The 16,964-nt window shown below is 38.0% G+C and carries 12 protein-coding genes and 1 riboswitch; of the genes, 11 read left to right on the top strand and 1 reads right to left on the bottom strand.

Annotation, left to right across the window (positions count from 1 at the left end):
• Window positions 1-110 precede the first annotated feature (110 nt).
• Both LI951_RS11320 and trxB read left to right on the top strand, forming a co-directional pair.
• On the top strand, window positions 111-386 hold the full coding sequence (locus LI951_RS11320; protein WP_229442251.1) for a hypothetical protein: 276 nt from the start codon (window positions 111-113) through the stop codon (window positions 384-386).
• 505 nt (window positions 387-891) lie between these two features.
• On the top strand, window positions 892-1,830 hold the full coding sequence (gene trxB, locus LI951_RS11315; protein WP_202067115.1) for a thioredoxin-disulfide reductase: 939 nt from the start codon (window positions 892-894) through the stop codon (window positions 1,828-1,830).
• 845 nt (window positions 1,831-2,675) lie between these two features.
• Here the strand turns inward: trxB and LI951_RS11310 are convergent.
• A complete protein-coding gene (locus LI951_RS11310; protein ID WP_202067406.1) occupies window positions 2,676-3,698 on the bottom strand; it encodes a LacI family DNA-binding transcriptional regulator in 1,023 nt (340 codons plus the stop codon).
• A gap of 181 nt (window positions 3,699-3,879) precedes the next feature.
• On the opposite strand from LI951_RS11310, the gene LI951_RS11305 reads away from it, so the two are divergent.
• The 9 genes from LI951_RS11305 (at window position 3,880) to mgtA (ending at window position 16,717) form a co-directional block, all read left to right on the top strand.
• On the top strand, window positions 3,880-5,199 hold the full coding sequence (locus LI951_RS11305) for an ABC transporter substrate-binding protein (RefSeq protein WP_202067405.1): 1,320 nt from the start codon (window positions 3,880-3,882) through the stop codon (window positions 5,197-5,199).
• Window positions 5,199-6,074: a carbohydrate ABC transporter permease gene (locus LI951_RS11300; RefSeq protein WP_229442250.1), complete on the top strand. Its 876-nt coding sequence runs from the start codon at window positions 5,199-5,201 to the stop codon at window positions 6,072-6,074. Before LI951_RS11305 ends, LI951_RS11300 begins: the two co-directional genes overlap by 1 nt.
• The gene (locus LI951_RS11295) at window positions 6,061-6,897 is read left to right on the top strand and encodes a carbohydrate ABC transporter permease (protein ID WP_202067403.1); all 837 of its coding nucleotides are present in this window, start codon (window positions 6,061-6,063) and stop codon (window positions 6,895-6,897) included. Before LI951_RS11300 ends, LI951_RS11295 begins: the two co-directional genes overlap by 14 nt.
• A 13-nt stretch (window positions 6,898-6,910) precedes the next feature.
• The gene (locus LI951_RS11290) at window positions 6,911-8,422 is read left to right on the top strand and encodes an alpha-amylase family glycosyl hydrolase (protein ID WP_202067402.1); all 1,512 of its coding nucleotides are present in this window, start codon (window positions 6,911-6,913) and stop codon (window positions 8,420-8,422) included.
• Window positions 8,422-9,321, top strand: a complete 900-nt coding sequence (locus LI951_RS11285; protein ID WP_229442249.1) for a DUF1861 family protein — start codon at window positions 8,422-8,424, stop codon at window positions 9,319-9,321. The genes LI951_RS11290 and LI951_RS11285 overlap by 1 nt, the downstream gene beginning before the upstream one ends.
• 11 nt (window positions 9,322-9,332) lie before the next feature.
• Entirely contained in the window at window positions 9,333-10,394 is a 1,062-nt protein-coding gene (locus LI951_RS11280) for a glycoside hydrolase family 130 protein (RefSeq protein WP_229442248.1), read from the top strand.
• Window positions 10,395-10,396: 2 nt separating this feature from the next.
• Window positions 10,397-12,121 (top strand): phospho-sugar mutase, encoded by a 1,725-nt coding sequence (locus LI951_RS11275; RefSeq protein WP_229442247.1) that lies wholly within the window; start codon window positions 10,397-10,399, stop codon window positions 12,119-12,121.
• A gap of 134 nt (window positions 12,122-12,255) precedes the next feature.
• A complete protein-coding gene (locus tag LI951_RS11270; RefSeq protein ID WP_229442246.1) occupies window positions 12,256-13,215 on the top strand; it encodes a DUF1861 family protein in 960 nt (319 codons plus the stop codon).
• A gap of 351 nt (window positions 13,216-13,566) precedes the next feature.
• Window positions 13,567-13,736, top strand: a riboswitch (M-box (ykoK) riboswitch).
• 368 nt (window positions 13,737-14,104) lie between these two features.
• Window positions 14,105-16,717, top strand: a complete 2,613-nt coding sequence (mgtA, locus tag LI951_RS11265) for a magnesium-translocating P-type ATPase (RefSeq protein WP_229442258.1) — start codon at window positions 14,105-14,107, stop codon at window positions 16,715-16,717.
• The last annotated feature ends 247 nt before the right edge of the window (window positions 16,718-16,964 follow it).

Genomic DNA, 16,964 nt, shown 5'->3' with positions numbered 1-16,964 from the left:
ACTGCTGATGTCTGTTTTTACTATAATGGTAAGAGGTTGAGAGAAGTAGGTGATTGCAACTGAAGGTACCTACTTGAGATGTTTTGTTATTGAAGATTTGGCAGATCTGTTTGAATAACACTAAGATTAAGGGGATCGGTGAAACGGCTGGCTGGAAACGTCATAAAATATTGAGCGAAGCAGAAAGTACGCTAAAGCAGCTGGGGGACAACAACCTCAGTTCCGCTGTTGTGGGGAGAATCGAAAGCAAGGTCATCACTCATATCACTGTTCTTGAGGAGTCAGTAGATGGACTATCTAACAGTAAGGAAATGGTTTTTGTGTTAAATCCTGTTTATCATGGTCAGGGGATAGTGACAGAAGTGGTTTTAGCTCTTCTGGAGTAGTTGTTTTTAGAAAACATTTCCAGGGTTTATGCTTGTTGTTTTCAAACCAACATACTGTCAAAATGATTGGTAGAGAAGTGCGGCTTTCAATTTGATCAAAATAGAGCATTTTTCTCAGTCTTTTTAACTTAGCCTTTTGCTTCCTATAAATATATGATGACAAAGGAACATCGGCTGGTCGGAAAGCTGCGTGAACAGCAGAAGAATGAATAACAGGAAATAGTGAAAAAATGAAATTTTTAAAGTCATGTAAAATAGAATATGATACTATAATCTAGGAATGCTGTTTAGGCAGAAAATTAGACAATCAGCTGCTTAGGTTGTAAAGTAAACTTACTTGAAAAAAGTAAGTGACTGGAATCTTTCTGAACTTTTCTTATAGGGAATGTTCAGATATTTTCATTCTATCTGTCAGAGTGGAAATATAAATGGTGAAGGCTGTGAAAATAACTGTTTACTAATTAGAATTGGCGGCTTTCTACAATAGAGAAAAGAGGGAATTGAAATGTATGATGTAATTATTATTGGGGCCGGACCTGCGGGGATGACTGCGGCTTTGTATGCTTCACGTTCGAATTTGAATGTACTGATGATTGAACGGGGAGTTCCCGGCGGTCAGATGAACAATACAGCGGAAATTGAAAATTATCCTGGATTTGATTCAATTATGGGTCCAGATTTATCAATGAAAATGTACGAAAATGTAGAAAAATTTGGAACTAAAAATGTTTATGGAACTGTACTTGATATTAGAGATCATGGCTCCTACAAAGAAATTATCTGTGAAGATACAATCTACCAAGGAAAGTCTGTGATTATTGCAACTGGCTGTGTCCATCGAAAACTGGGCGTACCAGGTGAAGAAGAGTATGCCGGTCGAGGGGTCTCCTATTGCGCAGTTTGTGATGGTGCTTTTTTCCGTAATAAAGAATTAATGGTTATTGGGGGAGGCGATTCAGCAGTTGAGGAAGCGATCTATCTGACTCAGTTTGCTTCCAAGGTAACTGTGGTTCATAGAAGAGATGAACTGCGTGCTCAAAAAATCATTCAGGATCGTGCATTTGCTAATGAAAAAGTTTTTTTTGAATGGGATACTGTACTTGAAGAAATTGTCGGCAATGACATGGCTGTTACCGGTGTTCAACTGAAAAATGTAAAATCCGGTGAAGTGAAAGAAGTTGCGGCAAACGGTGTATTTATTTACGTTGGTTTGGATCCGTTGACTGAACCATTCAGAACAAGCGGGATTACCAATGAAGAAGGCTGGATTATCACGAATCAGGAAATGGAAACGGAAATTTCGGGAGTTTATGCGATTGGTGATGTACGTGAAAAAACATTGAGACAGATTACTACAGCTGTAGGTGAAGGCGGTATCGCCGGGCAACAGGTTTACAACTACCTTGAATCACTGAAAGAAGCTGAAACAGCAGTTAGCGAATAACGGTTGATTTTTGCTGGAATTCCTGAAAAATTCAGATACCTTTGGAACTTTTCAGACAGGTCCCAACTATATAAATACTGTTTCCAGTTGAAAGTTGATTTGAGAAAGCATTGATAATACGGCATAAACTTGTTAATACAAAAATTGAAAAGAGAATTAGGGAGAAGGTTGTGACAGAAGTGTTCTGCCTCAAGAACCAGGTAGGTATCATGCATCATCTACTCTGACAGGTCAATCGTAGTGATTTATGTTAATAAGTCGGAATATACGAAAATTGTCAAGGAACACTATTCATAAAATGACTAGCTGTGAATGGATACCTCCCTGGAGGTCTTCATATTTTCAGGCTAGTTCGCCTTATTTCTGAGATGTTGCCTGCGATTACTCGGCACAGTTTAGGACCGACAAGTGCTAGTTCTGCTTTGCCGCTTCTGCTCATATTTGTACTTTAGCAGAATGGTATGCGTAGCGTAGAAGAACTGCTGTCTCTGCGAGTCTAACGATTCTCTAGACAAAACATTACCGCTGTATCTGTTTTTCTGTGTCTAAGGTTCTCACTACACTACACTTCGTTTCGATCTCATCAATTTCTAAACGGCAAAGCCATTAAGAATTGAAGGACTTCGTTCCGATCCTCGAAGCATGTATGAACTTGCTCCTACGCTTCTTCGAATGCTCGTCGCATGTCTGGGGGGCATGTATGAACTTGCTCCTACGCTTCTTCGAATGCTCGTCGCATGTCTGGGGGCATGTATGGACTTGCTTCTACGCTTCTTCGAATACTCGAATCATACAAAGATTGGAACACCATTTATTCGGCTTTAGGGGACTGTGACATACTTATGTCATGGTCCCTCTCTTTTTATTGTCTTCATTTTTTCTGTAAATCTGACAGATTCTCGTATATTTAACTGAGGAACGATTTGTTGGTGAACGAAAGGTTCATCAACATGAGTGATTCGATTGATTAACGAACGGACTGCGAGCTGCCCCATATAGTGAAGATCTGTGGCAACATTAGTGATTGGTGGTATAGCCATCCGTGTGAATTCAGTATCATCGAAGCAGATAATGCTGATATCATCAGGAATGGTGTAACCGGCAGATTGAAGGTAGCTATTCAACATAAAGGCTAGACCTGAATTTACACAAAACCAGGCATCCGGCATTTCCTCAATATTTTTTAGTTTATTGAAGAGAGTTCCTTGTGTTTCTTCAATCTGTGTGATTTCAATCGAGTCATCGTAAGGAATACCATATTCTGCTAATGTACGGTGATACCCGCGGTACCGCTCTAAATAACTTGGGGAAAAATTGATGTCGCCAATAAAACCGATACGCTGTAGATTATTCTCTATTAACAGAGAAATAGCTTGAAAAGTGCCATCTGTATTTTTTGATAAGATTGCATCTGCTAATAATGAGGGATCATGGTGATCTACTAAAATAATAGGGATCTTAGTAGAGATGATTTCTCCTATATAAGAATTATCACTATGGGATAGTATAATGATGCCGTCATATTCTTTAATGAATGGCGGAATTGTCATGCTTGAGATGTCATTCTCTGTCAAAGTATGTGTATCAATCTGGAATCCAGCTTTTAGTGACTCGGTTTCAATACTTTTAGTGATTTCTCCAAAAAAACTTGTTTGAGAAAATGCGAACTCAGTAGCTAACAAAAGAAATTTGGGTCTGTCCATATTCTCGTCATTTTTTTGGTACTGATAACCTAGTTCTTCTGCTTTCTTCTGAACAAGAAGCCTCGTCTGCTGACTTACTCCGGCTTTATTCCTTAATGCTTGTGAAACAGAATTTTTGGATATTCCTAATGCATTCGCAATGTCTTGCATAGATGCTTTTTTCATACTTATCACCTTGATTTTCTTTAACTTTGAGTTGATTATACCACACTCTTTAAAAAAAGTAACTTGTTGTAATCTTATAGTAATTTTGTAATTATAATTACGTAATGTTGACAAAAAAGATTACGAATGATATGATCGTTTCGTGATAAAGAAAACGTTTACTTTTATAGGAGGAATGATTATGAAAATGAAAAAATTGATTATCGGCATTTCATCGCTATTGGTTGGAGCAATTATTTTGTCAGGATGCAGTGGTGGAGGGGAACAAAAAGAATCTGGTTCCGGTGACGGGAAAACAAAAATTACTTTTTGGGCGGCACCTAATCCACCTCAATTGAAATATTGGGAAGAAATGGCAAAGGAATTTGAAAAAGAAAATAAAGATATTATTGTTGAGGTTAGCCAGATGAAAGAAAGTCCTTCTTCTGAAGCTACTATTCAAAGTGCCATTGCTTCAAATACTACGCCGACACTTTCAGAAAATATCAATCGCAGCTTTGCTGCTCAATTGGCTGCAAGCAAGGCAATTTTACCATTAGATAAGCAAAGTCAATTTAGCTCAGTGACAGATAGTCGAAATATGAATAAAACGATTGAAAGCTGGAAATTTTCTGATGGCAGTCAATATGTATTGCCAGTTTATTCTAATCCTATTTTGTTTGGTTGGCGATTAGATATTTTGAAGGAAATGGGGTTTGATCAAGCACCAAAAACGTACTCTGAGTTATTAAAAGTAGTTGAGAAAGTCAAAGATACCGATAGGGCACTTTGGGCTAAAAAAGATCTGGCTGACCCGACTGCCTGGATGCGTTGGTTTGATTTTTTCCCATTGTATAATGCAGCAAGTAACGGAGCAAACTTTGTAGAGGGCAATCAGTTTGTTGCTGATGAAGAAGCAATGAAAGAAGTCTTTGATTTGATGAGTACCTTAGCGAAAAATAAAGTACTGCGAACTGGTGAAGCTACGGACCCATTTGAAAATGGGGATAGTGTTATGACTGATCTGGGACCTTGGACATTCCCTAACTGGGCTGAAAAATATCCGGAAATGGAATTTGGAAAAAATTACACCGTTACGGCACCTGTGGTTCCGGATGCTCTAGCTGACGAAGAACAGGTTTCTACTTATGCTGATGCGAAAGGTATTGTTATGTATGCAAAAGCTACTGAAGAAGAACAAGAAGCTGCCATGAAATTTTTAGAATTTGTATTTGGGGATGAAAAAAATGACATGAAACTATTGGAAATGACATCATTAATTCCAGCACGGGATGATGCGACTGAAAATAATGCGTTCAAAGAATACTTTGACAAAAATCCTGCTATGGAAGTTTATGCTGAGAATGTGCCTTATGCTGTTCCGGCAATGGACAATGAAAACTACAACGAGATTCAACAAGTCTTTGGTGAGCAAGCTTGGGTACCTGTTGTTCGTGTTGAAAAAGATGCGGCTAAAGCTGTTGAGAGTGCTAAAAAAGCAGTTGAAGGGGCGCTTCAGTGATGAGCAAAAACACCAAATTGGGCTGGTTATTTACCAGCCCATACCTGATTTTTACATTCATTTTCTTCTTGCTGCCGCTGCTATGGTCCTTCTGGCTGGCTTTGACTAGCTGGAATATGATCTCACCAGAGGTTAAGTTTATTGGTATCAAAAATTTTATAGACGCTGTTAAAAGCCCAGCTATTCAATCCGCTTTTTTTGTTACTTATAAGTTTTTGATTATATTTGTCCCGATGGCTTTGACTATGTCAATGATTATCGCTTTATTGGTGAACAGCTTACCGAAATTTAAAGGTCTTTATATGGTTGCTTTCTTCTTACCATATCTTTCAAGCGGAGTAGTAACATCATTGATTGTTAAGGGACTGCTTTCATATAATGGACCATTTAACATATTTCTTCGAACAAAAATGGGGTGGGATATTGATTGGTTAGGAAATCCGCATACTGCAATGATGATCGTTTCGTTGATGATCGCATGGAAGATGTCTGGTTATTACGGTTTAATCTTGATTTCAGGGTTAAGCAATATCAATCAAGAGGTATATGAAGCAGCAGCAATTGATGGAGCGACTTCTTGGACAAGTTTTTGGAAGATCACTTTTCCCATGCTGTATCCAGCTTTTTTCACTGTAACTGTTTTAGCAGTAGGAATCAGTTTTGGTATTTTTACTGAAGTTTATCAATTGACTGGCGGCGGTCCGAATTTTGCGACTAATACTTGGCAAATGGAAATTTATAACCAAGCTTTTGTCGGATTGAGATCTGGGTATGCTTCGGCTGTGGCATTATTAGCTTCGGTTGTCACTTTTACATCGATTGGGCTCATTCGTAAATTGTTGGAAAAATGGGGTGAAAAAAATGGTTGGGTATAAAAGGACTAAAAGGCAAACTGTTCTCCTTTATCTTGTTACGACCATCGTGATGTTGATCATGACCTTTCCATTTATCTATCTGGTGATGCATTCATTTGCTTCATGGGATCAAGTCGATCGAAAAGTGATTCCAGGCAGTTTTAGTTTACGTTCTTGGACATGGCTGTTTGGCGGGTCAGCTACATCAGCAAATGTCCCTTGGCTAGGGGCCTTTGTGAATACGATTATTGTAGCAACTATCGCTACTTTTTTGATGCTGATGTTTGCCTTGATGGTAAGCTATGCTTTAGCAAAAATTGATTTTAAGGGCAAGAAATTCGTTAATAACTTTATCTTGTTCCAAATGTTTTTCCCTGCGATCATCTTATTGATTCCACAATTTTTAATGATCACGAAGGTTGGATTGCTGGATTCATATGCTGGAATGATTATTCCTACGGCAATCAGCTTATGGGCAATTTTTATGTACACTAACTTTTTCAAAGCGATTCCTGATACCTTAATTGAGGCTGCAAAACTTGATGGAGCAACAGAAATGCAGATTTTGTTTAGAATCGTGCTTCCAATGTCAAAATCTATTACAACGGTCATCTTTCTTTTTCTTTATACGGATCGTTGGACGAATTTGCTGTGGGATATGATCGTGTCTAAGAGTGATGGTACAGTGACGTTGAATGTTTTGATTTCACAAATGTTCGGTCCATATGGCACTTATCCAGGTCCAATGTATGCTGCCTCTGTTTTGCTGACATTACCGCTGATCATTTTGTTTTTAATTTTCTCAAAACGATTCCAAGACGGTATGCAATTTACTTTGAAATAAGAGGGGTTAGCTGATGTGGTGGGAAAAAGCAGTTTTTTATGAAATTTATTTACCGTCTTTTGCTGATGGTAACGGAGACGGGATCGGTGATTTTTTAGGAATAAGAGAAAAGCTTCCTTATCTAAAAAATCTAGGTGTTGATTGTATTTGGTTAACACCATTTTATCCCTCACCAAAAATTGATAATGGGTATGATGTTGCCGACTATTGTGGTGTTGATGAGCAATATGGTACTCTGGATGATCTTCAGTTTCTAATCAGTGAAGCACATCAAATGGGAATACGCATTATTATAGATGTAGTATTTAATCACACCTCAACTGAGCATCCGTGGTTTGTAGAAGCTGCAAAAGATCGTACCAGCTTGAAACGTGACTGGTATATTTGGCGGGATGTGCCTAATAACTGGGAAAGTTTTTTTGGTGGATCTGCTTGGAACTTTGACTCTTGTACCAATCAATATTATTATCACAGCTTTGCTAAAGAACAGGCCGATTTGAACTGGAGAAATCCTGAGGTGAAAACAGCAATTTTCCAAGTGCTTGATTTCTGGCTTCATAAAGGTATTGATGGGTTCCGCTTTGATGTTATCAATAATTTGTCTGCTTCGGCTGACTTTCCAGATAATCCCAATGATTCAACGGGGAATCAGCTCCATAAATTTGATGTAGATCAAGAAGGAACTAAGAAAATTCTGAAAGAAATTAATCAATTTGTAAAATCGTATAATTCTGAATTGTTTACTGTTGCGGAGATTAGCTCTGATGAGCTGATGAAAATTTCCAGTTATGTTGGTGGAGAGCTATTTGATACAGCCTTTAATTTTGATCTTGGCAGTCAAGATAGTTTTGATCTTGAAAAAATAAAAAAAGCATTTGAGGCGATTAATTCTCTTTATATGGATAGCTTGCCAACTCTGTTTTTTAACAGTCATGATATGAGTCGTTCATGGAATCGATTGGTACAAGAGGATAAAGAGTTGTATAAACTATTAGCAGTTTTTGTATTGATCAATAGGGGAATTCCATTTTTATATCAGGGAGAAGAGTTGGGAATTGGTGATTTTATACCTGCTCAAATCGAAGATATCCGAGATATTCAAGCGAAGAATAAGTATCAAGAAATGTTGGAATCAATGACAGAAGAAGCAGCTCTTAAAGAGGCAAATAAGGTGAATAGAGATCGTTCACGCGGAATGATGCTTTGGAATGATGCACCCAATAATTGGATTGGCAAATGTTCTGAGAATGAAGACAGCCTGGAATTAGCGGAGTGGTATCGCAGTCTAATCCAATTACGATATCAAGAGGGTCCCTTTAATAGAATTACAGCTATTTTTTTGGATGAGAAATGCCTTTCTTATCGAGTGGATGATATTTTAGTGGTTTTGAATTTTGATGATAGAGAATATGAATTAACAATAGAAGGAAAGCTGCAAATACTTTTTGGAGCTGAATTAATAAATAAGACAAATAAAAGATATCGAATTTTGGCAAAAGCTTGTTGGATAGGAAGGGTAGAGTAGTGATTTATACAAAAGAATTATTAACAGAGTATCGAAAAAAAAATACAAATAAAAAAGCAGCAGTCTTAAACTTTCTAGGTGTTGGTGGTCGAGATGTTTACAATATTACAGCACCATTTGATTTGAATGGACAAGAAGTTATTGCCGGACGTGTAGAATCTCGTGATGATGAGCATTCGCATATCAATTTGTTCAAGGAAGTCAATGATAGTGTTTGGGAAAAGCTCGATGTCGGGATTGATTTAGCTCTTCAAGACCCTTTTTACACAAGAATTGATGGGAAAATTATTTTGGGAGGAGTCGAAGCGGTTTTTTTTGATAATGGAAAAGCAAAGTGGCGAACGGTATTTTATCAGTTGGACTCTATTTCAGAAGCATATAAAGTTTTTGAAGGTCCTTGGGGAATGAAAGATTTACGATTGAAGCAGCAAGCTGATGGGCGAATTTTAGTGTTGACTCGTTCGCAAGGTGAAAAAGGCGGTCGTGGGAAAATTGGCTTCTGTATTATTGATCAATTCAGTAATTTGACGATTCAGATGATTGAGGATGCACCACTTTTGTCTAATCAGTTTTGCGATGAAGAGTGGGGCGGTGGAAATGAGATTCATCAAATCAACGAAGATATCTGGATTTTAGGTCATATCGCCAACTTTGATGTAGATGGGAATCGTCATTATTACGCAATGAGCTTCAAGGTGGATATTGAAAATAAAGCTATGTGTGAAGCGAAGATCATTGCTGAAAGAAGGGACTTTATTGACGGACCAGCTAAGCGTCCTGACTTAGTAGATGTTGTTTTTAGCGGCGGCATTCAGCTGCATGGAGAGCGAGCAGTTTTATATGTCGGTATCAGCGATGCCGGTGCACAAAAAATAGAGATTGAAAATCCATTTAAATAGAGGTTATTGACATGAAAATAGAACGTTTTATAGAAAATCCATTAATCACACCAGCTGATGTGAAGCCATTACATGAGGGGTATGAAGTTATCGGTGCCTTTAACGGCGGAGTAGCAGAATACAATGGTGAAGTACTGCTTTTATTAAGAGTTGCAGAACGCCCAATTTCTGAAGATCCAAATATAATTAAAGCACCTGTTTATGATACTGGGACCAAGCAAATGAAGATTGTAGAATTTGATTATAATGATCCAGATTATGATTTTGAAGATCCCCGAATGATCCGCAAAAAAGATAAGTTAGATAGCTTCATTTATTTAACATCCCTATCTTACATTCGAATTGCGCGTAGTAAAGACGGGCATCATTTTATGATTGACGATGATGCATTTTTATATCCTTTTAATGAGTATCAAAGCTATGGGATTGAGGATGCTCGTTGTACTAAGATTGATGATACATATTACATTAATTTTAGTTCAGTTTCTCCTGTCGGTGTGTGTGATTCGCTAGTTTCAACAAAGGACTTTAAAAATTATCAGGATTTAGGAAATATCTTTGCACCAGAAAATAAAGATGTGCTGATTTTTCCAGAAAAAATTAATGATAACTATTATGCTTTACACCGACCTTCTTTGAAAAGTATCGGGAATTATGACATTTGGATAGCTTCTTCACCGGACTTAGTCAGCTGGGGAAATCACAAACATCTTTTAGGAATCAGAAAAACAGAGTGGGATAGTGGTCGGATTGGCGGTGGGTTGGTCCCTGTCAAAACTAAAGCTGGTTGGTTAGTTATCTATCATGGAGCAACATCTGAGCATCGTTATTGTATGGGAGCAGTGTTACTGGATTTGAATGATCCTACGAAGGTAATTGCTCGTTCGCAAAAGCCGATTATGGAGCCGGAAGCTGAATATGAAAAAAACGGCTTCTTTGGTGATGTAGTATTTGGTTGTGGTGGTATTGTTGATGAAGATCGCTTGACTATGTATTACGGAGTGGCAGATACTTCTATGGCTGGTTGTACACTTTCTATCAGCGAAATCATTCAACAGGCAAAAGAGGGATAGAGATGGAGTGGCAGACAAAATTGCAGGAATGGCAGAAGTTTCAGAGTTTAGAGTTGGATTTGAAAGAGCAATTAGCTGCTCTTTCAAATCCAGCTGATCTAGAAGAGCGTTTTTACCGCTATCCGGAATTTGGAACTGGTGGGATGCGCGGAGAATTGGGTGTAGGAACGAATCGGATCAATATCTATACTATTAAACGTGTTGCACTAGGTCTTGCAAAATATATTTTAGAATCTGATGACCACTCAGCTGAAAGAGGGGTGGTCATTTCTTATGACAATCGGCATCTTTCCGACCTTTTTGCAAGATGGACTGCTCGAATTTTAGCATCTAAAGGAATCAAAGTTTATTTATCCGACCAATTGCGCCCAACGCCCGAATTATCGTTTTTGGTTCGACATTATCAGGCTTTTGCGGGTGTGATGATCACTGCCAGCCACAATCCAAAACAATACAATGGTTTTAAGGTATACGGACAAGATGGCGGTCAGATAACTTTAGAAACAGCGGCACGTTTGACAGCTATTCTGGAGGAAATAACCAATGAGTTATCAATTCAAGCGGATTTATTAACGGAATATATTTCTGAAGGGCTGATTGAGGTGTTTTCTTCAGAGGCAGATGAATGGTATTTGGAAAATCTACGTTTGGTGACCCAAAACTATGAAAAAGTAAACATGTTTGGTTCCCAATTGAAAATCGTTTATACACCCTTGCATGGGACAGGAAGAATCTTGGTTAGTCAGGCATTCAAACGAATAGGATTTTCAAATTTGAAGTTAGTGAAGGAACAGGAATTCCCAGATCCGGATTTTTCTACAGTAAAATCCCCGAATCCAGAAGATCCTGATGCTTTTGAGCTAGCATTGAAACAAGCTTTAAAAAATCAATCTGATCTGGTAATTGCGACAGATCCTGATGCAGACCGTTTAGGTGTTATTGTCTTTAAAGATGGGAAGCCAATCTATTTAAATGGGAATCAAATCGGTACTTTATTACTGGACTATCTCATCAAGGAAAAAAAGCGAAAAGGGGAAAATTTAGCAGATTACTTTTTGGCAAAAACGATTGTAACTTCGGATTTAGGCGTAAAAATCGCTGAAGCAAATGGTATTCAAGTCAGAAACACTCTTACTGGCTTTAAGTTTATTGGTGAACAAATTGAATTATCAGAAGAGCAAAATGATAAACGCTTTTTATTTGGCTATGAAGAGAGCTATGGGTATTTGATTGAACCATTTGTACGAGATAAAGATGCAATTCAGGCAGCCGTTCTCTTAGCTGAAGCGGCATTAGATTGTCAGCTTTCAAATAGTAATCTTATTGATCGTTTGAACATGATATATGAGGAATATGGCTATTATGAAGAAGTTTTGGAAACGAAAGAATTTATAAGAAAAAATGGGATTAATCAGATGAACCAATTGGTAGAAAATTTGCGAGAAAAAGAATTCACTTCTTTAGCTGATTTTGAATTAATTGTAAAAGAAGATTACGTATCAGCCTTGAAAGTTGATTTAGTCAAGGGAACTCAAGAAAAGCTTCTTTTACCTAAATCCAACGTTTTGAGGTTCGTCTTTAAACATAATTTTTGGGTGTGCGTTCGACCATCTGGAACTGAGCCGAAGTTTAAAATTTATTATTCGGTCAATGCACCAACACAGGAAAAAGCCAATGAAAATATGAAGGCTCTACAAGCTGCATTCCATCAGCTTGTTCAAATATAAGGAGGACCTAGTGATCTGACAGATGTCCTTTTTTAGCAGATTCATTACTGCTTTATATTATAAACGAATATCCGCATCCGTTTTTTATCAACTATTTGACTCGAAGAGCGGAGCGAGTCAAGATGGAGGTCATTATGAATGCATTACAAAGAAAGCAGCTATTTGAAGCTGAGCAGCAAAAATCAGAAACAGAAATTCTTCGTTTTAAAGGTGTTGATGGTTTTGATGTTTATAATTGTTCTCAACCTTTTAACTATGAGGATAAGTGGTATCTTTTTGGACGAGTAGAGCGTCGAAGTGAATGGATGCGATCCTGGGTACGTCTATTCGAGAAGGTTGAAAAAAATTGTTGGAAGCTAGTTGAAGATTCAATGGTTTATCAATTAGAGGATCCTTATATTGCCAAGATTGACAACAACCTTGTTATGGGAGGTACTCATGTTCAAGTAAAAAAAGAAGATAAATTGGAAGCTTATTTTGGTTATTTTTATTATGGACAGGCTCTAAACGATCTTAAATACTTTACTACTGGTCCGCGAAATATGAAGGATATTCGGATTGTCCAATTAGCAGATGGTCGTATTGGTGTTTTTTCACGTCCTAGAGATAAACAGTTAATTAAAGAATATGGCAGTGAGGCACTAATTGGTTTTACGATCATTGATCATTTAGATGAATTGACCGCTGAAAAAATTGCTAATGCCAAGATCCTGCCAGATTTGTTTGGGAATCTGGAATGGGGTGGGGTCAATCAGGTTTTTTTATTGGATACAAATAAAATCGGTGTAATCGGGCATTTATCTTATCTTGAAGAAGAACAAAGTGTTTATACAGTCATGTCTTTTGTTTTTGATCCACTTACTTTAGCGGTTGACGATTACAAAATTATTGCAACAAGGAAGAGCTACCCGGAAGGACCTGCAAAACGGGAACATTTAAAAGATTGTTGCTTCCCTTCAGGGATGATTTATCATGATGATGAGAATTGTGAGCTTTTTTCTGGTATCGGTGATACACAAGAAGGAGTTGTTAAGATTACGTATCCATTCAAAGGCTATGGACAGATTGTAAATTCTGTTTTGAAGTTTTCTTAAAAGTGCAGTTATCTTCGGTTATTATTTCGAAAATAATTGTGATGAGAAAGTATTAATTCATCCTTCGTTGTGTTTTTATAGCGACAAGAAAATTTCTCCTAAAATCGTTGATAAGCTATGATTTATTTCTTCATTTGTTTTTATCAGCATGAGCAAGGCAGACTGTGCTTCGATTAAAGCAGAGATAATAAAACTGCTTACAGGAAAATCAGCTCGTTATTTTGAGTATAATATTCAAAAGTTTCATTGAGTTATCCTGAATAAAATAGAACAAGATTTGCTATTTAGCAGGCGTATTTGTTTTGACTTTTATGGGCGAATCATTTATGATGAGTTTGGTTAAAAATTTGAATAATGAATTGTTAGGTGAGGCTCCTATATGGAAATATGCTGCTGCCGCGAAAGATTCGAGAGACTCTTAGCTGGTAGAACAGGAATGATCGTGAAGGTCATTCATAATGCAGCTGATAAGAAATTATCTACGCCATATAGTGCTAAAGCTCAACGATGGAGAATATATTTATGCTGTTTATCGCATGCTCTATTGTTGGGTATGCGTTTTTTATGTTTCAGGACTTACAGGCTGAACAAAAAGCTGTATTTTTTATTTGGAACAGGAGACCAAAAGCTTAGCGGCTTCAGGGTTACCAAATAATTGTGTTTCTCAGCAGATGGAAGTACCATGGACATGAGGCGCTTTGAAAGAAGCGAAGGACCTGACAGTCATTTTCAAAAAATTTAACGAACAGTCAATAAAAAAACAGAAGGGAAGATTATCATGGAAGACCCACATCAGAGGTGGAGCAAAAATAATCTTCACTTAACTGGAAAAGGTTAGTTAGGCTTCTTTCCTTTCAGTCGAGTGAAGGAGTTGGAGGAAAGAACAATGATGACAAATAAAAGAGTAACAGAATTGAGAAAAGAAACAAAAGAACAGCAATTGAAAAAACTGGCAATGCTCTCTGAAAGAGAATTAATGATGGAGTTGCGGACCTCTGAAAAGGGGCTATCTGAAGAAGACGCAGTAAAACGACTGGAAGAATTTGGTCCCAATGAAGTTTCAGCACAAAAGCCGATACCGGCAATTATCATGTTTATTGAAGCATTTAGAGATCCTTTTGTATTTGTTTTAGCCTTGCTGATGGTCGTATCCTCATTAACAAGAGACTACGAAGCAGCTGTTGTGATGGGGTTAATGATTTTAGCTAGTGTAATTATTACGTTTGTTCAAGAATATCGTTCTCAAAAAGCCAGCCTTGCGCTGAAAGAACTGATTGAAAACACAACGGCTGTAACTAGAGAGGGCAATACGAAAGAAATTCCAATGGACGAAGTGGTCCCAGGGGATGTTATTACTCTGGCAACTGGTGATATGATACCGGCGGATGCTGTACTGATTTGGACAAAGGACTTGTTTGTTAATCAATCCTCGTTAACTGGTGAATCCATGCCGGTTGAAAAATTTGTAGATGCTGGTGTAGATAAGGATCAGCAAAATATTTCCGCACTGGATATGCAGGATTTAATCTTTATGGGAACTGACGTGTTGAGTGGTCAGGGGAAAGCAATTATTTTAAAGACAGGTCAAAATACATTCTTCGGGGATATTGCTAAAAACGCAACGACACAAAGAGGAAAAACATCATTTGATATTGGGTTGACAAAAGTCAGCAAATTTTTATTAAGAATGGTCATGGTTCTGTTTCCGATTGTGTTTTTGATTAATGGTTTGACAAAAGGCGAATGGGGAGAAGCATTTTTCTTTGCAATTGCTGTAGCTGTCGGACTAACGCCGGAAATGCTGCCGATGATTGTAACAAGTAATCTGGCAAAGGGAGCCATTATGCTTTCAAAACACAAAGTCATTGTAAAAGAGCTTCCTTCCATTCAAAATCTGGGAAGCATGGATGTGCTGTGTACAGATAAGACCGGAACAATAACAGAAGATCGCGTAGTACTGGTGAAGCATTTAAATCCTTTGGGGGATGAGAATAAGCAAGTATTGGATATGGCATTTTTGAACTCTCATTATCAAACAGGCTGGAAAAATCTGATGGATATAGCTGTTATTAATTACTATACTGAAAATAAAAGAGAGACTCCTTTTCAAACTGTGACAAAACTGGATGAGATTCCTTTTGATTTCTCGAGAAGAAGGTTAACCGTTGTTGTAAATGCGGATGGACATCAGTTTATGGTAACTAAGGGAGCCGTTGAAGAGATGGAAGCTGTTTGTACTCATGCAGAAATTAATGGAGAAATTGTTGGATTGACCGAAGAACTGCGTCAGAAAATGCGTGATGTTAACCGTAAGATGAATGAACAGGGAATGCGGGTTATTGCTGTAGCACTGAAAAAAGATGTTCACAATGAAGCGATATATAGTGCGGATGATGAAAAAGATATGACGCTGATCGGCTTTATGGGATTTCTTGATCCGGCAAAAAAATCTGCAATTACTGCCATTCGTTCACTGCACGAGCACGGTGTAAATGTGAAGGTTCTGACCGGAGATAATGATATTGTTGCCAAAAAAGTTTGCGGGGATGTTGGGATTGAGGTTTCTCATGTTGTACTGGGATCAGAAATTGATGAAATGTCTAATGAGGAATTGGAAAAAGAAGTTGAGCTGACTAATTTGTTTGCTAAACTGAATCCAATGCAAAAATCTCGAATTATTGAAACACTTCAGAAAAATGGGCATACAGTTGGTTTTATGGGAGACGGTATTAACGATGCACCCGCACTTAGAAAAGCAGATGTTGGCATTTCTGTTGATACAGCTGCGGATATTACTAAAGATGCCAGTTCAATTATTTTACTTGAGAAGAGTCTGAATGTGCTGGAAGAAGGCGTGATTGAAGGCCGAAAAGTTTTCAGCAATATGATGAAATATATCAAGATCACAATCAGCTCGAACTTTGGGAATGTCTTTTCTATTTTAGTGGCGAGTGCCTTCCTGCCATTCCTGCCGATGCTTTCCATACAATTGCTGATTCAAAACCTGATTTATGATGTTGCTCAGCTGACGATCCCCTGGGATAATGTGGATGAAGATGAATTAGTAAGACCTGTTCGCTGGGAAATCAAGAGCTTAGCTAAATTTACACTTTGTATCGGACCTGTCAGCAGCATTTTTGATATTATGGCCTATCTGGTGATGTGGTTTGTGTTTGGGGCAAACACGATTGCAAACCAAAGTCTGTTCCAGACGGGTTGGTTTATGGTTGGTTTAGTCAGTCAGACATTGGTTGTACACATGGTGCGGACACGCAAACTGCCGTTTATTCAGAGTACGGCTTCTGTGCCGGTAATTCTGACAAGTCTTGGAGCAATACTTTTAGGTTTCGGTCTGGTTATCAGTCCATTACGCGAGATTTTCGAATTTACCGCATTGCCAACAGCATACTGGGGATGGTTCTTTGCTATCATCATCCTGTATCTGATTACAGTCGAATTTGCCAAACGTTTATACATTCATTTGACGAAAGAATGGATTTAAAAAAGAATATGTTGTGACAGAAGTGTTCTGTCTCAAGAAATAAGTCGGAATATACGAAAATAGCTACTCATATTTTCAGTATAGTTCGACTTATTTCCAGAACTGCTGTCTCTACGAGTCTAACGATTCTCGAGACAAAACATTACGCTGTATCCGTTTTTCTGAGTCTACGGTTCTCACTTCGTTCCGATCCTCGAAGCATGGAGGGGCTTTGCTTCTACGCTTCTTCGAATGCTCGAATCATACA

This window comes from Enterococcus sp. BWT-B8, assembly GCF_020567625.1.
Taxonomy (GTDB): domain Bacteria; phylum Bacillota; class Bacilli; order Lactobacillales; family Enterococcaceae; genus Enterococcus_L.
This window is presented reverse-complemented; position numbering and strand designations above follow the sequence as displayed.